The organism is Brachybacterium sp. GCM10030252, assembly GCF_042666535.1.
Taxonomy (GTDB): Bacteria; Actinomycetota; Actinomycetes; order Actinomycetales; family Dermabacteraceae; genus Brachybacterium.
Map to the genome: position 1 here is coordinate 76,979 of NZ_JBHTDM010000034.1, position 18,652 is coordinate 95,630.

Annotated in this window: 15 protein-coding genes; 2 read left to right on the plus strand and 13 right to left on the minus strand. The window is 70.0% G+C overall.

What is annotated here, in order from left to right; all coding sequences use genetic code 11:
• Positions 1 to 46 precede the first annotated feature (46 nt).
• Positions 47 to 1,444 (minus strand): histidine--tRNA ligase, encoded by a 1,398-nt coding sequence (gene hisS, locus ACFQRJ_RS15315; protein ID WP_377020083.1) that lies wholly within the window; start codon positions 1,442 to 1,444, stop codon positions 47 to 49.
• 226 nt (positions 1,445 to 1,670) lie between these two features.
• On the opposite strand from hisS, the gene ACFQRJ_RS15320 reads away from it, so the two are divergent.
• Positions 1,671 to 3,554: a DUF349 domain-containing protein gene (locus ACFQRJ_RS15320; RefSeq protein ID WP_377020084.1), complete on the plus strand. Its 1,884-nt coding sequence runs from the start codon at positions 1,671 to 1,673 to the stop codon at positions 3,552 to 3,554.
• A gap of 92 nt (positions 3,555 to 3,646) precedes the next feature.
• The gene (locus tag ACFQRJ_RS15325; RefSeq protein ID WP_377020085.1) at positions 3,647 to 4,327 is read left to right on the plus strand and encodes a hypothetical protein; all 681 of its coding nucleotides are present in this window, start codon (positions 3,647 to 3,649) and stop codon (positions 4,325 to 4,327) included.
• Positions 4,328 to 4,329: 2 nt separating this feature from the next.
• Here ACFQRJ_RS15325 and ACFQRJ_RS15330 read toward each other — a convergent pair whose 3' ends face one another.
• From ACFQRJ_RS15330 to thrS, 12 genes are all read right to left on the minus strand, one after another.
• The gene (locus ACFQRJ_RS15330; protein WP_377020086.1) at positions 4,330 to 6,768 is read right to left on the minus strand and encodes a RelA/SpoT family protein; all 2,439 of its coding nucleotides are present in this window, start codon (positions 6,766 to 6,768) and stop codon (positions 4,330 to 4,332) included.
• A 110-nt stretch (positions 6,769 to 6,878) separates the two neighbouring features.
• A complete protein-coding gene (locus ACFQRJ_RS15335; protein ID WP_377020087.1) occupies positions 6,879 to 7,430 on the minus strand; it encodes an adenine phosphoribosyltransferase in 552 nt (183 codons plus the stop codon).
• Entirely contained in the window at positions 7,427 to 8,731 is a 1,305-nt protein-coding gene (secF, locus tag ACFQRJ_RS15340) for a protein translocase subunit SecF (RefSeq protein ID WP_377020088.1), read from the minus strand. Before secF ends, ACFQRJ_RS15335 begins: the two co-directional genes overlap by 4 nt.
• On the minus strand, positions 8,728 to 10,662 hold the full coding sequence (gene secD / locus ACFQRJ_RS15345; RefSeq protein WP_377020089.1) for a protein translocase subunit SecD: 1,935 nt from the start codon (positions 10,660 to 10,662) through the stop codon (positions 8,728 to 8,730). The genes secF and secD overlap by 4 nt, the downstream gene beginning before the upstream one ends.
• A gap of 53 nt (positions 10,663 to 10,715) precedes the next feature.
• Positions 10,716 to 11,114: a preprotein translocase subunit YajC gene (yajC, locus tag ACFQRJ_RS15350; RefSeq protein WP_377020090.1), complete on the minus strand. Its 399-nt coding sequence runs from the start codon at positions 11,112 to 11,114 to the stop codon at positions 10,716 to 10,718.
• A gap of 164 nt (positions 11,115 to 11,278) precedes the next feature.
• A complete protein-coding gene (gene ruvB / locus ACFQRJ_RS15355) occupies positions 11,279 to 12,376 on the minus strand; it encodes a Holliday junction branch migration DNA helicase RuvB (protein ID WP_377020091.1) in 1,098 nt (365 codons plus the stop codon).
• Positions 12,373 to 12,999, minus strand: a complete 627-nt coding sequence (gene ruvA / locus ACFQRJ_RS15360; protein ID WP_377020092.1) for a Holliday junction branch migration protein RuvA — start codon at positions 12,997 to 12,999, stop codon at positions 12,373 to 12,375. Before ruvA ends, ruvB begins: the two co-directional genes overlap by 4 nt.
• Before the next feature lie 26 nt (positions 13,000 to 13,025).
• On the minus strand, positions 13,026 to 13,616 hold the full coding sequence (gene ruvC, locus ACFQRJ_RS15365) for a crossover junction endodeoxyribonuclease RuvC (RefSeq protein WP_377020093.1): 591 nt from the start codon (positions 13,614 to 13,616) through the stop codon (positions 13,026 to 13,028).
• 82 nt (positions 13,617 to 13,698) lie between these two features.
• Positions 13,699 to 14,457, minus strand: coding sequence for a YebC/PmpR family DNA-binding transcriptional regulator (locus tag ACFQRJ_RS15370; RefSeq protein WP_377020094.1), 759 nt, complete (start codon positions 14,455 to 14,457; stop codon positions 13,699 to 13,701).
• 154 nt (positions 14,458 to 14,611) lie between these two features.
• Complete coding sequence (locus ACFQRJ_RS15375) at positions 14,612 to 15,904, minus strand: PrsW family intramembrane metalloprotease (RefSeq protein WP_377020095.1); 1,293 nt, start codon at positions 15,902 to 15,904, stop codon at positions 14,612 to 14,614.
• A 95-nt stretch (positions 15,905 to 15,999) separates the two neighbouring features.
• Positions 16,000 to 16,539, minus strand: a complete 540-nt coding sequence (locus ACFQRJ_RS15380) for an HIT family protein (protein WP_377020096.1) — start codon at positions 16,537 to 16,539, stop codon at positions 16,000 to 16,002.
• Positions 16,536 to 18,536 (minus strand): threonine--tRNA ligase, encoded by a 2,001-nt coding sequence (thrS, locus tag ACFQRJ_RS15385; protein ID WP_377020097.1) that lies wholly within the window; start codon positions 18,534 to 18,536, stop codon positions 16,536 to 16,538. The genes ACFQRJ_RS15380 and thrS overlap by 4 nt, the downstream gene beginning before the upstream one ends.
• Positions 18,537 to 18,652 lie beyond the last annotated feature (116 nt).

The window sequence follows — 18,652 nt, forward strand, 5'->3', positions numbered from 1 at the left end:
AGCCGTGAGTCAGCTCACGCCGAGCGACCCCACGCTGCCCCAGCACTCATCCGGCATCGGCATCGGCATCGGCATCGGCATCGGCGGCGAGGATGCGCACCGTGCGGTCCTGGGCCGGTGGCTCCCATGTGCTCGAGGCGGCCGGCGCCTGCTCACCGGAGCGGATGTCCTTGACCTCGTCGGCCTCGCCCTCGGTCCCGGGGAACCAGACGAACGGGATGCCGCGCCGGTCGGCGTAGCGGATCTGCTTGCCGAACTTGGCGGCCGTCGGGGCGACCTCGCACGAGATACCGCGGGCGCGGAGGTCACGGGCGACAGCTTCGCTGACCTGTCGGGAGTCCTCGTCCGTGACGGAGACCAGCACGCAGGTCGGCACAGCGCGCGATGGCCGGGCGAGACCCGCCGAGAGCATCCGGGAGACCAGGCGGGAGAGCCCGATCGACAACCCGACGCCGGGGTAGGTGTGGCGGTTGTCGGAGGCCAGCGAGTCGTAGCGTCCCCCGGAGCAGACGGAGCCGAGGCCCTCGTGACCGGCGACGAAGGTCTCGAACACGGTGCCGGTGTAGTAGTCCAGACCGCGTGCGATGGAGAGGTCGGCGAGGATCACGCCGGGCACGGACGCCTCGACCCGCTCCATGACGGCGGTGAGCTCGGCGATGCCTTCCTCGACCATCTCGCCGCTGCCCCCGAGATCTCGCACACGCTGCGCGAACGACGAGTCGCGGGTGCGGATGGCGGCGAAGTCCAGGCACGCCTGGGCCTGCTCCGCGCTCGCCCCGGCCTCGGAGATCAGCTGCTCCCGCACCGTGTCCGCCCCGAGCTTGGGCAGCTTGTCGAGGATGCGCAGCACGGCGGGGTGGTCCTCGAGGCCGAGGGAACGGAAGAAGCCCTCGGACAGCCGCCGTGTGTTGGCGTGGATCGTGACACTGGGCAGCGGCAGCCGGTCGAGGATCTCGGCCATCACCACGGCGACCTCGGCCTCGATGTGCCCGGGCAGGGTGTCCTGGCCGACCACATCGAGATCGGCCTGGTAGAACTCACGGAACCTGCCCTCCTGGGGCCGCTCCCCGCGCCACACCTTCTGGATCTGGAAACGGCGCAGCGGGAAGGTCAGATCGTTCTGGTGCTCCAGGACGTATCGGGCCAGCGGCACCGTGAGATCGAAGTGCAGCCCGAGAGTGCGGGAGGGATCGGCTCCGGAATCATCTCCCCCGCCGTCGGAGTCCTCGGCGTGCAGCCGCCGCAGCACGTAGACCTCCTTGTCGATCTCCCCCTTGCGCAGAAGCTGCTCGAGCGGCTCGACCGCACGCGTCTCGATGCCGGAGAATCCGTGCAGCTCGGCGACCTCGCGGAACACGTCGATCACATGCTGTTCGACGAGACGCTCGGCGGGGAGCCATTCCGGAAATCCGGACAGACGAGAGGTCTTCGGGGTCTTCGCCATGCGGGGCACATCCTTATCGGGTCGTCGGCAGGGGCGGCGAGCGTCCATTATCTCCCGCGTGCGGCGGCCCGTGCTGACGCCGGACGGTGACAAAGACCTGGGGTGCTCGCTGTAGAGTTCCGTGAAGTGGTTCGTCCCTTCCCGGGGCGTTCCGCGAGCCAGCCCGGCCGCCGCACGAGGCGGCAGTGTCCCGCCCTGCAGCGGATCCCTTCGAAGGAGCTCAATCGTGAGCGAGTCCGAGACCCCCGTCCCCGCGTCGAACCCTGCCGGTCAGGAACCCGGACCGACCGCCGATCAGGTCAGCGACCAGTCCCCCGCGTCCGACTCCCCCGAATCGGCGCAGCCCGCGGAGGCCAGCAGCGCCTCCGGCGACGTCTCCGACGAGGGCGCTCCGGCCCCTGCCGCGGACGCGCCCGAGGCCGTTGCGGATCCCGAGGCGGTGCCGGAGCCCGGCGCCGAGTCTGATGCCGACGCACCGGCAGAGCCCGGCGCGGAGACCGGTGCCGACGCACCGGCGCAGGCCGGCGCCGAGTCTGATGCCGATGCGCAAGCAGATGTTCAGCCGGACGCCGACACGGAGGTCCATGCTGAGTCCGAATCCGCGACCGACGCCGCTCCGGAAGCGGACGCCCAGACCGAGACCGGTTCGGAAGCCCCCGCCGAGCCGGAGCGCGACACCGAGGCCCCATCCGCTGAGCAGACCGAGCCGGCACCCGACCCCGCGCCGCGACCGACACCGCGTCCGGCTCCCGGGCCCAAGCCCGGCGTTCCCTCGCCGGCGGCCCTGGCGGGGAAGAAGCCCACCGCTCCCCTGGTGCCGGTCGCACCGCCCGTCACCGATTACGACGCGGAGCAGCTGGCCGCGGCGAAGGCCTTCGGGTCCGTCGATGAAGAGGGCACGGTGACCGTCCAGGACGGCACGCAGGTGCGCACCATCGGCACGACCACCGAGACGGACCGCGACAAGGCCCTCGATCCCTATGCTCGCGGCTATCTCGACCTGGTCGCCTTCCTGGACCTGACCCAGAAGACCCTCAACGCTCCGGAGCACACGCAGAACGAGCTGAACCGATTGCTCGAGAACCTGCGCAAGAAGATGAAGGAGCCGCAGGTCGTCGGCGACATCCCGGCTCTGAGGGCGCGAGCGAACGAGCTGCGCGAGAACGCCAAGTCGAAGATCCAGGCCCTCGAGGCGAAGCGCGCCGACGAGCGGGCCGAGGCCACCCGGCGCCGCACCGAGTTCGTCGAGTCGATCGAGGCGCTGGTCGCGACCGATCCTGAGCAGATCTCCTGGAAGAAGGCCGGGGACACCATGCGGCAGATGGTCCCGCGCTGGAAGCAGATGCAGACGGAGGACGTCTCGCTGGACCGTCCCACCGAGGAGAGCCTGTGGAAGCGGCTCTCCGCCGCCCGGGCCACCTTCGACCGGATGCGCAAGCAGTTCTTCTCCCAGCTCGATGAGAAGCACACGGAGGCGGCGGCGATCAAGGAGGACCTCATCGCCCGCGCCGAGGCGATGCAGGACTCCACCGACTGGGGACCGACAGTCCGCGCCTTCAAGGACCTGATGGAGCAGTGGCGCAGTGCGCCGCGCGGCAGTCGCAAGAAGGATGACGCGCAGTGGAAGCGGTTCAAGGCGGCCCAGGACCGCTTCTTCGACGCTCGGAACGCGGATCTCCAGCAGATCGAGGCCGAGCAGCGCAAGAACCTCGAGGTCAAGGAGGCGCTGCTCGTCGAGGCCGAGGAGATCGACCCGACGGCGGACGTCGATGCGGCGAAGGCGAAGCTGCGCTCGATCCAGGATCGCTGGGAGGAAGCGGGCAAGGTGCCCCGCTCCGACATGCGACGGATCGACGAGCGTCTGCGCAAGGTCGAACGGAGCGTCAAGAACGCCGAGCAGGAGGAGTGGCGTCGCACCGATCCCCGCACCCGCGCCCGGGTCGAGGGCGTCTCCTCCCAGCTGCACTCGGCGATCGCCTCGTACGAGGAGGCGCTGGAGAAGGCCCGTGCCACCGGTGACCCTCAGAAGATCGCCGAGGCGGAGTCCGCGCTCGAGGCCCGCAAGGAGTGGCTGGCAGTGATCGAGCGCTCCGCCCAGGATCTCGGCTGACCGGTCCGCCACGGTTCCTCCCCGCGCCCCGCCCGTCCACATCGACGGGCGGGGCGTTTGCCGTCGGGGGCCCCGCGGGTCAGAGTCGGTGCATGAGATCGACGAGGCCGGCGAACAACGCGCGCCAGCGTATGGTCCCCGGCCCGAGAGCGGTCGGGCCTCCTCCGCTGCCGACGGGGCTCTGCGCCGCCTGGTCGCATCATGCTGCCGAGCTGGCGGTCCCCCTGGGCGCCGGCCTGGAGCGCTGGGCGGAATCGCCCTCGGTCCAGACCATGGTGAAGGACGGGCTGCTGGCGCGGCTGCTGCCGGGCATCTTCCTGCCTCCCGACGCGATGCGCTCTGCCATCGACCGTGCTCTCGCGCTGGGGTGCGCTCTGGGCGGTCGCCTCCAGTCGTACCACGTGATCGCGGGGCCGTCGGCAGCCTGGGTCCTGCTCGGCGGGGAGCCTCCCGCGCCGGCCGAGCTGATCTCACCGGCCCATCGCGGTCCCGTCGCCGGCACGACGGTGCGCCATTGCCGGTTGCGTCCGCTCGAGGTGGAGACGATCGGCGGGGCCCCGGTCACCGAGCCGGTCCGCACCGCCGTCGACCTGCTGCGGTTCAGCCCCGACCACGTGGCGCAGCCGGCGCTGACCCGGCTGATCGCCAGCGGGCACGTCCCGGAGGGGGCGGTCGAACAGCGATTATGGGAGATGGAGCGCTATCCCGGAGCGCGCGAGGCACGGCACCGGCTGCGCCGGATGATGCTGGAGCCAGCAGAGACGGCGGCCTGAGATCAGCTCACGGTCAGAGGGGCTTCCGAGCCGACCGGTTTGCCGTCTCCGGTGACCCGGTAGACGTCATAGACGCCCTCGACACGACGCACCTGTGCCAGGACCGACTGCAGATGGGAGGGATCGGCCAGTTCGAAGGAGAAGTACGTCGAGGCCAGTCGGTCCGAGTTGGACTGTGCGGAGGCCGACTGCAGATTCACCTGCTGCTCGGAGATCACCAGGGCGAGGTCCGTCAGGAGCCGCGGACGGTCCAGGGCCTCGACCTTGATGTGGACCAGGTAGGCCGTGCTGTGCCTGCCGGACCACGCCACATCCACGATCCGGTCCGCCTGCCTCTCCTGCAGCTGGATCGCGTTCGAACACCGCGAATGGTGCACCGAGATGCCGGAGCCGCGCGTGACGAAGCCGATGATGGGGTCACCGGGGACTGGGGCGCAGCACTTGGCGAGCTTGACCCAGAGATCGGTCTGGCCGTCGACGATCACGCCCTGGTCGGTCTCCGCGGTGTGCCGTTCGGAGCGGCTGGGCCGTGAGCGCGCCCGGGAGGGCAGCGTCATCTCCGCCAGGTCCTCCTCGGCGCCGTCCGACCCGCCGAAGACGGCCCGAAGCTTCTCCACCACGTGCTGCGCGCCGGTGTGGCCCTCGCCGATGGAGGTGTAGAGCGAGTCGACCGAGGGAAGGTTGAGATCGGTGGCGACCGTGGCGAGCGTGTCGTGGGTCAGCAGTCGCCGCATCGGCATGTCCTGGCGCCGCAGCGCCTTGGCCAGTTCGTCCTTCCCCCGCTCGAGCGCTTCGCCGCGGCGTTCCTTGGAGAACCAGTGGCGGATCTTGCTGCGAGCACGGGGAGACTTGACGAAGCCGAGCCAGTCCCGGCTGGGCCCCGCGTCCGGCGACTTGGAGGTGAACACCTCGACCACGTCGCCCGTGGACAGCGCGGATTCGAGCGAGACCAGGCGCCCGTTGACCCGGGCACCGATGGTGCGGTGCCCGACCTCCGTGTGCACCGTGTAGGCGAAGTCGACTGGTGTCGATCCCTGCGGGAGCGCGAGCACGTCCCCCTTCGGGGTGAAGACGTACACCTCCTGCGTGTTGATCTCGAAACGCAGCGAATCCAGGAACTCGCCGGAGTCGGTGGTCTCCTTCTGCCAGTCCATGAGCTGACGCAGCCAGGCGGCCTCGTTGGCGATGGGCTTCGACGCCGCGTCGCCGCCGTGGCCGGCCATCGCCTTGTACTTCCAGTGCGCCGCGACGCCGTACTCGGCGCGCCGGTGCATCTCGCGCGTACGGATCTGGACCTCCACGGGCTTTCCGGTGGGGCCGATGACCGTGGTATGCAGAGACTGGTACAGGTTGAACTTGGGCAGGGCGATGTAGTCCTTGAACCGGCCCTGGACCGGTGACCAGCGCGCGTGCAGCGTGCCGAGAACCCCATAGCAGTCGCGCACGGTGTCCACCAGCACCCGGACCCCGACCAGGTCGTAGATGTCGGTGAAGTCCCGGCCCCGCACGATCATCTTCTGGTAGATCGAGTAGTAGTGCTTGGGTCGACCGGTGACCTCGGCCTTGATCTTCGCCTTCTTCAGGTCCTCGAGGATCTGGGAGGAGACCGTCCTGAGGTACTGGTCCCGGGCCGGTGCATGCTGGGCGACGAGGCTGACGATCTCCTCGTACACCTTGGGGTAGAGCACCTGGAACGAGCGGTCCTCGAGTTCCCACTTCATGGTGTTCAGACCGAGGCGGTGCGCGAGCGGCGCGTAGATCTCGAGCGTCTCCTTGGCCTTGCGCTCGGCCGAGGCAGGGGGGACGTACTTCCAGGTCCGCGCGTTGTGCAGGCGGTCGGCGAGCTTGATCAGCAGGACCCGCACGTCGCGGCTCATCGCCACGATCATCTTGCGGACCGTCTCGGCCTGCGCGGCTTCGCCGTAGGTGACCTTGTCCAGCTTGGTCACGCCGTCGACCATCACGGCGATCACCTCACCGAACTCCTCCCGGAGCTTGTCCAGCGAGTAGTCGGTGTCCTCGATGGTGTCGTGGAGCAGGGCCGCGGCCACCACTTCTGCCGGCGAGCCCAGTTCCGCCAGGATCGTCGCGACCGAGACCGGGTGGGTGATGTACGGATCGCCGCTCTTGCGCGTCTGCCCGCGGTGGGCGCGCTCGGCGACCGCATACGCCCGCTGGACCAGGGCGAGGCTCTCCTTCGGGCTGACCGCTGACATGGTCTCCAGCAGCGGCGCCAGCAGCGGGTCCGCTGTCCCGGAGCGGGGCGAGAAGAACGACAGCCGCGAACGCGGCTTGCGCGGTCCCTGGCTCTGACCCGCCGGGGCGGACGCCGCAGGGGGCGCCGGCGGAGTGGGCGGTGAGGGCGAGGCGGGCGCGCTGCGATCGGGACCCGGCGCCACGGCGTCGGCTCCCGTGGACTCGGATACGGACCGCTCCTGCACTGCGCACCTCCTGGCTCGGTCCTCCAGTCTACGCGCGCGCTCCCGGTTGCTCGGAGACGTCTTCGCAGGGCGAACAGGCGCCGGTGCGCCGGGCCGGATGCGCCCACTGCTCAGTTCGGGATGGACCAGACCGTCGTGAGAGGCACCCCGGGGAGCCGGTCGCGCCCGCGCAGGCCCTCCAGCTCGATGAGAAAGGAGGCACCGACCAGGTCCACGTCGAACCGTCGGGTGAGTTCGACGGTGGCTGCGGCGGTGCCCCCGGTCGCCAGGAGATCGTCGACAACCAGCGTGCGGGCGCCGGCCGGGAGCGAATCCTGCGGGATCTGCACGACGGCACTGCCGTACTCGAGGTCATAACTGAGCGACGCCGGGGTGCCGGGGAGCTTGCCGGCCTTGCGCACCGGGATGAACCCGGCTCCCATCTCGTACGCGAGCGGGGCACCCAGGACGAAGCCGCGGGCCTCGGTTCCCACGACGTACTCGATGCCGTCGGGAAGGATCGAGCTCCAGTACCGGATGACCGAGCGCAGGGCGGCGCCATCGCGCAGCAGCGGGGTGATGTCCCGGAACAGGACGCCGGGTTCGGGGAAGTCCGGGTGCTCGGTGATGTGGGAGCCGCGCAGCTCCTCGATCTCCTCCGCGGACGGCACCGGCTCGCTCATCGCGAGCCCCGTCCGGGGACGTTGCGGCCACGGCGCGTGGTGCGGCGCGGCTGGCGGCGCTCGCGACGTGCCGTGCCGTCGGCCGGTTCGCCGGTCCCCGAGAGGTCTCCCTCGGCGTCGGGCTCGCTCCGATCCCCGTCTTCCGTGTGCTCGGGATCGCCGTGGTCACCGTTCTCGTCCCCGCGGTCCTGGTCCGAGCCGTCCACGTCCGAGCCGTCCTCGTCCGATCTGTCGGCGTCAGAGTCATCCGCGTCCGAGTCGTCCGGGCCCGCGTCGTCCGCGCCGGCGGCGTCATCGGCCGTGCCGGACTCATCGCCGACGGTGCCGCTGCGGCGCCCCTGCTCGACCCGCCGGGTGTGCGCGGCGATGCCGGACTCCCGGGAACGCAGGTCCACGAGAAGACCCGGGGCCAGGAAGATCGAGGAGTAGGTGCCGGCGAAGATGCCGATGAACAGGGCGAGCGCGATATCCTTGAGCGTCCCGGCTCCCAGCAGGAAGGCGCCGATGAAGAGAATCGATCCCACCGGGAGCAGCGCGACGACCGAGGTGTTGATCGATCGCACCAGGGTCTGGTTCGCGGCCAGCTCGACCCGATCCGAGTACGTCGCCGTCGACTGTGCCGTCAAGCCCGCCGTGTTCTCGCGCACCTTGTCGAAGACGACGATGGTGTCGTAGAGGGAGTAGCCCATCACCGTGAGGAACCCGATCACGGTGCCGGGCGTGATCTCGAAGCCCACCACTCCGTACACCCCTGCGGTGAACAGCATGTCGTGCACGAGCGCGGTCATCGCCGCGGCGGAGGACTTGAGGTTGCGGAAGTACAGCGCCATCGTGGCCGCGACCAGCACCAGGAAGACGAGAACCCCGCGGAGCATCTTCTGGGTGATGTCCGTGCTCCACACCGGCCCGATGTACGAGGTCGAGACCGTATCGGTGGACACCCCGTAGGCGGAGGCGAGGTCCTCGGCCAGTGCGGCCGTCTGGCCGGAGTCGAGCTGTTCGGTCTGGACCCGCATCGTGTCCTGACCGATAACGGTCACCTTGGGCTCGTTGTCCGGCAGCTGCTCGCGCACCACGTCCCGGGCGATGGCCTGGTCGGTATCGCTGACACCGGCGACCTGGAACTCCGATCCGCCGGTGAACTCGATGCCGAGGTTGGGTCCGCGCAGCACGGCCAGCCCCGCCAGGATCACCACGACCACGACACTGATCAGGTACCAGGTGCGTCGGCGCCGCACGATCGGGACGGTACGACGCCCCGCGTGGAGGTCATTGCCCATCCGGGAGAAGGTCGCACTCATCGGCTCTCCTCCTCGGAGTCGTCGTCTCTCGTGTCGGTCGGGCCGGAGCCGTCCGCCCGCCCCGGGTCGTTCTCAGGGCCACCGCCGTCGGCCCGGTGTTCGTCGCCGGCCCCGGATGGTTCCTCGGCGGAGCCGTCGCGTTCGGCGGCCTCCCGGGCCAGGCGGGCCTTGCGCGCGGCCAGCGGCTCGCGGGGCTCCTCCTCGTCCTCGTCTCCGCCGCTGGACCGCAGACGGCCGCGACCGGCGTAGGCGGGGACGCTGCGGCCCAGGACCGCCGGGTCCAGGCCGCTCCAGGGGTGGCCCTTCCCGAAGAACCGGGTGCGCACCAGGACCTGCAGGATCGGGTGGGTGAACAGGAAGACGACCAGGAGGTCGAGCACCGTGGTCACACCGAGGACGAAGGCGAAGCCGCGGACGCTGCCGGTCGAGAGGATGTAGAGCACGATCGCGGCGATCAGGTTGACCGAGTCGGAGGCGAGGATCGTGCGTTTGGCGCGGTTCCACCCATGGTCGACGGCCGCGACGATGCCCCTGCCCTCGCGGATCTCGTCACGGACGCGTTCGAAGTAGACGATGAACGAGTCCGCGGTGAAAGCGATGGCCACCACCAGGCCGACGACGCCGGCCAGTGACAGGCGGTACCCGATCTCGGGGAGGTTCGAGAGCACCGTCAGCACGCCGTAGGTGAGCGTGCCCATCGCCAGGAGGCTGGCCGCGGTCACCAGCGCCAGCGCCCGATACTGGAAGAAGGCGTAGGCGACGACCAGGGCGAGGCCGATGAGGCCCGCGATCAGTCCCATCTGGAGCTGGTCGGCACCCAGGGTCGCGGAGATCTGCTGTTCCGAGGCGACCTCGAACTCCAGCGGCAGCGCGCCGAAGCGCAGCTGATCGGACAGCTGGCTCGCCTCCTCCTGGGAGAAGTTCCCCGAGATCGAGGCTTCACCGCCCGTCGAGGGCTCCTGGACCTGCGGCGCGGAGATCACCAGCCCGTCCAGCACGATGCCGAAGGCCTGGGTCGCCCCCTCGCCGTTGTACAGCGCGGAGGTCATGTCCGCGAAGGCCTGGGACCCTTCCTCGTGGAAGCTCATGTTCACGACGTAGTAGCCGGTGGGCTGCCCGGTGGGAGTCATGTCGGAGGCGACGCCGGCATCCTCGATCGCGGAACCGGCCACCACCTCCGGCCCGAGCAGCAGCTTCTGCGTGCCCGCCGTGTCGCAGGCGACGACCGGCTCATCGGCGGCGGCGTCGGAGACCTTCTCCTGCTGAGCGGCCGGATCGGTGCAGTCGACGTTCATCAGCTCGGTCTGCAGCTCCGGGGTGAGCCAGTCCATCGACCACGCCGGGTACTGCAGCTCACCCTCGGCCGGGGCTTCCTGCGGAGCGAGCGAGGAGTCGCCGCTGACCGGCCCGTCGAACTTCTGCTGCGAGGGATCCGCCGGAGCGGAGGACGTCTGGTCGGTCGTCTCGGAGCCGGAGCCCGTGTCCGATCCGCCACCGGAGTCCGAGAGCCCACCGGCGTCGGAGCCGCCGCCGTCGGAGGCGCCGGCGCTCTCGGGGGCGACCATGCCCAGCACCGGGCGGAAGGACATCGCGGCGGTCTGCCGGAGGGCTTCTGAGGTCTCCTGGTCCAGCTGTCCGGGGACGTCGATGACGATGTTCGTCCCGCCCTGGATGCTGATCTGCGTCTCCGCGACGCCCAGGGCGTTGACGCGCTGGGAGATGATCTGGCGAGCCTGCTCCATGGCGGCCGGATCGATCTGCGCGCCGTCGCGGGACTCGGCCTGGAGGATGACCTGGGTGCCGCCCTCGAGGTCGAGTGCGAGCTCAGGGGCTGGTTCCCAGCCACCTTTGGCGACCCCGGCACCGATCCCGCCGCCCAGCAGCAGGATCAGCACCGCGAGGGCCGCTAGGGCGATGCGACGTGCGGGCATGGGGCAGAGTTCCTCAGGACGACGGAGAGATCACGGGTGGTTCGGGGCACCGCTCAGCGGTCGCGACGGTCCTCGTCGCGGGCGGCGTCGTCGGACGTGGTCACGCCGGGAACATCACCGCGGTTCGCAGAGCTCTCGCCCTCGAGCGCTTCGTCGTCGGCGTCCTCGTCGAGGTTCTCGTCGTCCAGACCCTCCGGGTCGACCTTCATGGCGATGGCCTGACGGGCCCACTTGGTCTGGGCGCCGTTCTCGGACTCCAGGATCACGATGTCGTCGAAGGAATCGACGATCAGGCCGTAGAAACCGGAGTGCGTGCGGACCTCGTCGCCGACGCCCAGGGCGTTGACCAGCTCCTGTTGCTTGCGCTGCATCTTCTTCTGGCGGTTCGACATGAACAGCAGGGGCAGCATCATGACTGCGAAGATGAGCAGGAGAGGAAGGAGGGATTCCACGGATTTCCTTTCGGCGGACAGCGGCGGTCCCGGCATGTTCTGCGCGAGCAACGGCCCTGCCGCGGACGGCTGACCATCCCACTGTACCCGCCGAGTCGGGACGTTCCTCCCAGCCGTTGCGCGACGACGACACCGATCCGGTCCGTCCCGGTGCCGCCTGGGTCTCAGAACCGGCCGAGCATCGGCGCGGTGCCCTCCGGACCCTCCGGTGGCTCCTGGCCCAGATGCGTCCAGGCCGCCGGAGCCGCGGCTCTCCCGCGCGGAGTGCGCAGGAGGAAACCCTCCCGCACCAGGTACGGCTCCACCATCGTCTCGACCGTCTCGGTCTCCTCCCCGACCGCCACGGCGAGCGTCGACAGGCCCACCGGGCCGCCGGCGAAGCGGCCGCACAGGGCGGAGAGCACGGCGCGATCCAGGCGGTCCAGCCCTCGCTCGTCGACCTCGTACACGCGCAGAGCCTCCTTCGCGGCGGCGAGATCCAGGCGGCCGCTGCCGCGCACCTGTGCCCAATCGCGCACCCGCCGCAGCAGACGGTTCGCGATGCGGGGCGTGCCCCGGGAGCGGGAGGCGATCTCCACCCCGGCCTCCTCGACGAGATCGACCTCGAGACGGAGCGCGGAGCGGCGGACGACCTCGCGCAGCTCGTGCGGGGCGTAGAAGTCCAGGTGGCCGATGAAGCCGAAGCGGTCGCGCAGGGGCGCGGGCAGCAGACCTGCCCGGGTGGTGGCCCCGACCGTCGTGAAGGGCGGCAGGTCCAGCGGGATGGAGGTGGCGCCGACGCCCTTGCCGACCACCACGTCCACCCGGAAGTCCTCCATGGCGATGTAGAGCATCTCCTCGGCGGGGCGCGCGAGGCGGTGGATCTCGTCGATGAAGAGCACCTCACCCTCGTCGAGCGAGGAGAGGATGGCGGCGAGGTCCCCGGCGTGCTGGATGGCAGGGCCCGAGGTGATGCGCAGCGGGGCGGACAGCTCGGCGGCGATGATCATCGCCAGCGTGGTCTTGCCCAGACCCGGCGGACCCGACAGCAGCATGTGCTCGGGGGAACGGCCCCGTGCGGTCGCGGCGTCCAGCACCAGCGAGAGCTGGTCGCGCACGATCTGCTGGCCGACGAACTCATCCAGCCGGCGCGGCCGCAGCGCCGCCTCGGCCGTGCGCTCCGGGGGCGCGGACTCCGGGTTCGTCACGGAGCTCCCGTCGCGGTCGTGCGCAGGAGCGCCGGCGGAGGGTTCCAGTGCGACCTCGTCGTCCTCGGGTGTCATCGGCTGCCTCCCAGGCGTCGCAGGGCGTGGCGAAGGAGCTCGGCGGCGTCCAGCCCCTCCCCCTCGTCGGCGCGCACGCCCTCGACGGCGGAGGCAGCAGCCTTCTCGGCCCAGCCCAGCCCGGCGAGAGCTTCGACCACGTCCGCATCGACGCCCGCCGCCGGGGCCGCCTCCGCATCTTCCCCAGAGGCCCCAGGGGCTCCGGAGGCTCCGGCGCCGACGGGGGCGGGCAGCTTGCCGCCCAGTTCGAGCAGCATGCGACTGGCGACCTTGGGACCGATGCCGGGGGTGCGGGCGATCGTCTTGACGTCCTGGTCGGCGACGGCGCGGCGCAGCTCCTCGGGGTCCAGGACGGCGAGGACCGCGAGCGCCGTCCGCGGCCCGATCCCGGAGACGGACTGCACGATGCGGAAGGTCTCGGCCTCCTCGGGATGCGGGAAGCCGAACAGAGTCATGGAGTCCTCGCGGACGACGAGCTCGGTGTGCAGGGTGAGTTCGACGCCGTGGCGGGTCGCGCTCAGCGCCTGGGGGGTGGTGCGGACGAGGTAGCCCACGCCGCCGACGTCCAGGACGAGGGCGTCGAGGTCGATACGGGCCACTCGCCCGGTCAGGGATGCGATCACGAGGCCACTCTAGAACGGGTGTTCGATCAGTGCCGGGAGGTGGACCGCTCCCGGGCGCGTCGAGCCTTCCGCTCCGCCTCGGCCCACACTGCCTGTGCGCTGGTGCGGGCTCCGCCGGTCGAGTCGAGGCTGACGGGTCCGGGGCCGCGCCACAGCTGCGTCAGAGCGATCGCCACCGCGTCGGAGGCGTCGGCCGGCTGCGGAGGCGCGTCGAGTCCGAGCAGCTTGACGAGCATCGTCTGGATCTGCTTCTTGTCGGCCCTGCCGCTGCCGGTGACCGCGGCCTTCACCTCGGAGGGTGTGTGCATCGCGATCGGTATCCCGCGTTCGGCGGCCTCCACGATCGCCAGACCGGAGACCTGCGCCGTGCCCATCACGGTGGAGATGTTGTTCTGGCTGAAGACGCGTTCGACGGCGACGACGTCGGGGGCGTACTCCTCGATCGCGCTGCGCAGCCCGCGGGTGATCGCGAGCAGGCGGTGGTCGATCCCGTCGGCGGCATCGGAGCGGACCACACCGGCGTGGACGAGTCGCGCTCGGCGAGCACCGGTGGAGTCGATCACGCCGATCCCGCACCGGGTCAGGCCGGGGTCGATCCCGAGCACTCGCATGGTCATCGGTGCCCGCCCGGCCGGTCAGGGACGCGGACAGGTGTCGCGGGGGCCGCCGGCTCCCTGCGGGCTCCCGCGTCCACCGGGATCACTCGGCGTCGTCGAGCTGCGCGGCGACGTCGTCAGGGATGTCGAGATTCGAGAAGACGTTCTGGACGTCGTCGCTGTCCTCGAGGGCATCGATCAGGCGCAGCGCCTTCCGGGCGCCGTCGAGGTCGACGGGAGTGCGCATGGTCGGCACGAACTGCGCCTCGGCGCTGTCGTAGTCGATGCCCGCCTCCTGCAGCGCTGTGCGCACGGCGACCACGTCGGTGGCTTCGGAGACGATCTCGAACGTCTCGCCCTCATCGCGGATCTCCTCGGCGCCGGCATCGAGGACGACCTCGAGCAGGGTGTCCTCGGTCTGGTCGCCCCGCGGGAGGGTCACGATGCCCTTGCGCTCGAACAGGTAGGAGACGGAGCCGGAATCGGCCATGTTCCCGCCGTTGCGGTTGAAGGCGAGGCGCACCTCGGAGACGGCGCGGTTCTTGTTGTCGGTCAGGCACTCCACCAGCACTGCGACGCCGCCCGGCGCGTACCCCTCGTACCACAGCGTCTCGTAGTCGACGGCGCCGCCGTCCAGGCCTCCGCCGCGCTTGACGGCGCGGTCGATGTTGTCATTGGGGACGGAGGTCTTCTTGGCCTTCTGGATGGCGTCGAAGAGCGTCGGGTTCGCAGTGGGGTCGGGTCCACCCATGCGCGCGGCGACCTCGATGTTCTTGATCAGCTTGGCGAACAGCTTGCCGCGCTTGGCATCGATGACAGCCTTCTTGTGCTTGGTGGTCGCCCACTTCGAGTGCCCTGACATCTCTCTCCTCCCGACTCGCCCGCCGGCCTCCGGCGGAATGCCGCCCCATTCTAGTGCCACTTCCCCGGGGCCCTCGTCGTGCCCGTGCCCTGGCGAGCTGGTCGGCTCCCCCGCACTCGCAGGGCTGCGCGCTGCACGTCCTCCGTGCGCGCTGCTACGAGGCCGTATCAGCGGTGCGCACGACGGGCTGGGTCAGAGACCCGATCAGACGGCGATCGGCGGTGATCCGCTCGAGCAGCTCGCGTTCGCGGCGCCGTGTCTTGGCCGATGGCTTGCCGTGCAGCACGCTGTTGCGCTCCATGCCCACCTCGATGGAGGCGCGGATGAGATCGCGCATCGCCATCCTGGCCACCGCGCCATGACGGGCGGCCCACTTCTCCGCCTTGCGGCGCTTTCCCATGGCGACCAGCATGTCCACTTCGGGCGGGGCGAACCAGCCCGAGCGGCCGTAGTCCGAGAGCTGGCGGCGCAGTATGTGGCGCTCGCGCAATCGCAGGAACAGCACGATCGCGACCAGCAGCACGAAGATCGGCACCTGCACGCTCACGTAGTAGCGCAGGAATCCGCCCAGCGGGTTCTGGGGATCGACCTCGAGGAAGAAGCTCGAGCCGTTCCACAGCGCGTGCAGGACCATGCCCAGCGAGAGCCCCCCGATACCGAGCCCGAAGTAGAGCATCAGGGAACGGCGCTCGGCCGCGATCCCGAGGCCCAGCCCGCACAGCGCGGTGAAGCAGACGTGGGCGAATGGAGAGAGCACGCCGCGCAGGAAGAAGGTCTCCCAGAACACGGCGACCTCCCCGGCGGCCTGCGCCTGGTGGAAGGACCGGCCGAAGTAGAGGATGTTCTCGGTGAACGCGAAGCCGCCGCCGATCAGCGCGGCATAGACCACGCCGTCGATCGGTCCGGCGATGTACTTGCGACCCCAGATCAGCAGCGCGACCAGCCCGAAGGACTTCATCGACTCCTCGATCACCGGCGCCTGGATCACCGCTCCCAGGAAGGACGCGGTGACCTCGCTGGGTTCGCTGGGGCTGATCCAGGAGGTGAACATCCCACCGAAGAGGAAGGTCAGGGCCACCGACCCGGCCGCGCCCCAGACGAAGGCGTAGATGACCGACGAGCGCGGCTGCGGCGTGTACCGGTCGATCCACCACACGGCGGTGAACACGATCGCCACGGGCACGAGCGCCGAGGTGAAGGCGACCAGGGAGGTCCCGAAGCCCAGCGGGAGGATCACGAAGAAGTACAGCAGGACGGCCACACCCGCGAGGCCGAGGAAGGTCAGCGTGAAGAAGACCCAGCGCACCCAGGGGCGACGACGCCGTATCCGCAGCGGCCCGGCTTCCCCCATCCGACCCGGCGCTCGGGGATCGACGCGCTCGACGTCGTAGGCGTATCCGGGATCGGGCTGTCCCGGTCGGCGCGGCGGGGCTCCGGTGGTGCTCATCGCTGCGGTCTCCTCTCGCTCCCCCGGTGCCGACTGCGGCGTCCGGGTGCTCCGTGCCCGCTCGTCCCGGCCGCCCGGACCTCGGTCATGCTAGCTCAGGGCCAGGCGTCGGCGTAGAGCCGACGCGTGTCCGCCAGCAGGATCGGGACGGCCTTGGTGCGGCCGATGATGGGCAGGAAGTTCGCATCGCCCATCCAGCGCGGGACCACGTGCTGGTGCAGGTGCGCGGCGATACCGGCACCGGCGACCGGCCCCTGGTTCATCCCCAGGTTGAAGCCGGCCGGGCCGGAGACCTCCCGGATGACCCGCATCGCGGTGCGGGTGAGCTCGGCGACCTCCCGCACCTCCGCGTCGTCGAGGTCGGTGTAATCGGCGACGTGACGGTACGGACAGATCAGCAGGTGCCCGGCGTTGTACGGGTAGAGGTTCAGGACCGCGTAGGCCACCTCGCCGCGGTGGACGATCAGCGCCTCCTCATCCGTGCGCTGCGGCGCGGAGCAGAAGGGACACTGATCACCGTCGTCGGGGTCGGCGGGCTTGTTCTCCCCGCCGATGTACGCCATGCGGTGCGGGGTCCACAGCCGCTGGGTGTCGTCGGGCTCGCCCGCGAAATCGCGTGGATCCTCGGCCCTCACACCTGTGCCTTCTCCCGGATCGAGGTCACGATCCGCTCGACGGCCTCGTCGACGTCGATGCCGTTGTCCTGGCTGCCGTCGCGCAGACGGAAGGAGACCGCCCCCTTGTCCTGGTCCTCGCCGCCGGCGATGAGGAGGTAGGGGACCTTCTCCTTGGTGTGGGTTCGGATCTTCTTCTGCATGCGGTCGTCGGAGGAGTCCACCTCGACGCGCACCCCGTGGGCCCGCAGCTTGGCCGCGACCTCCTCGAGGTAGGGCGCGTACTCGGCGGCGACGGGGACGCCGACCACCTGGACCGGGGCGAGCCACACCGGGAAAGCCCCGGCGTAGTGCTCCAGCAGCACACCGAAGAACCGTTCGATCGACCCGAACAGGGCCCGGTGGATCATCACCGGACGCTGACGCGACCCGTCGGGCGCGGTGTACTCCAGCTCGAACAGCTCCGGCTCGAAGAAGTCCAGCTGGATGGTCGAGAGCTGCCAGGTGCGGCCGATGGCGTCCTTGGCCTGCACGGAGATCTTGGGCCCGTAGAAGGCGGCGCCGCCGGGATCCGGGACGAGCTCGAGGCCCGAGGCGGTGGCGACCTCCTCCAGGGTGCGGGTCGCCTCCTCCCAGGTCGCGTCGTCGCCGACGGACTTCTCCGGGTCGCGAGTGGACATCTCGAGGTAGAAGTCGTCGAGGCCGTAGTCGCGCAGCAGGTCCAGCACGAAGCCCAGCAGGCTCGCCAGCTCGTCGCGCATCTGCTCGCGGGTGGTGTAGATGTGGGCGTCGTCCTGGGTGAAGCCGCGGGCGCGGGTGAGCCCGTGCACCACGCCGGACTTCTCGTAGCGGTAGACGCTGCCGAACTCGAACAGCCGCAGCGGCAGCTCACGGTAGGAGCGACCCCGGGAACGGTAGACGAGGTTGTGCATGGGACAGTTCATGGGCTTGAGGTAGTAGTCCTGGCCCTGCTTGGTGACGTTGCCCTCGGCGTCGTGCTCCTCGTCCACGTGCATCGGGGGGTACATCCCCTCGGCGTACCACTCCAGGTGCTTGGAGGTCTCGAAGAGGTTCTTCTTGGTGATGTGCGGGGTGGAGACGAAGGAGTACCCGGCCTCGACGTGGCGGCGACGGGAGTAGTCCTCCATCTCCATCTTGATCATCGCGCCCTTGGGATGGAACACCGGCAGCCCGGAGCCGATCTCATCGGGGAAGGAGAACAGATCCAGCTCACTGCCCAGACGGCGATGGTCACGGCGCTCGGCCTCGGCGACCCGCTCCTGGTAGGCCTTCAGCTCGTCCTTGGTGGGCCAGGCGGTGCCGTAGACGCGCTGCAGCATCGGGTTCTTCTCGCTGCCGCGCCAGTAGGCGGCCGCGGAGCGGGTCAGCGCGAAGCCGTTGCCGATGTGCTTGGTGCTCGGCAGGTGCGGACCCCGGCACAGGTCGGTCCAGACCACCTCGCCGCGGCGGTCGACGTTGTCGTACATGGTCAGCCCGCCGGCACCCACCTCGACGTCGGCGCCCTCGGCGGCGTCCTCGGCACTGGACTTCAGCCCGATCAGCTCGAGCTTGTACGGCTCGGAGGCCTCTTCAGCACGGGCGTCCTCGTCGCTGATCTCGCGGCGCACGAAACGCTGCCCCTGCTTGACGATGCGCCCCATCTCCTTCTCGAGAGCCTTGAGCGACTCGGGAGTGAAGGGTTCGGCGACCTCGAAGTCGTAGTAGAAGCCGTCGGCCACGGGCGGACCGATACCGAGCTTGGCCTCGGGGTTCGCCTTCTGCACTGCCTGGGCGAGCACGTGCGCGGCCGAGTGACGGAGGATGGAGAGCCCGTCCTCGCTGGAGATGTCGACGCCCTCGACCACCTGACCGTCTGCGAGGGTCGTCTCGAGATCACGCAGCTCGCCGTCGATACGCAGGGCGATAATCTCGGTGCGCCCCTCGAAGAGCGCGGTGCCCGTGGTCCCTTCCTCGAGTCGATGCGGGGATCCGTCGAGGGTGATGGCGATCTGGGCCACGGGAATGCTCCTTGGGTTCGGGTCGAGCCGGCCGACGATGCCGGCTCCGCAGACCATCGTACGGTCACGCAACCGCCCTCGCCGACCGCCCCACGGTGGGCACCCGGTCCTGTCGG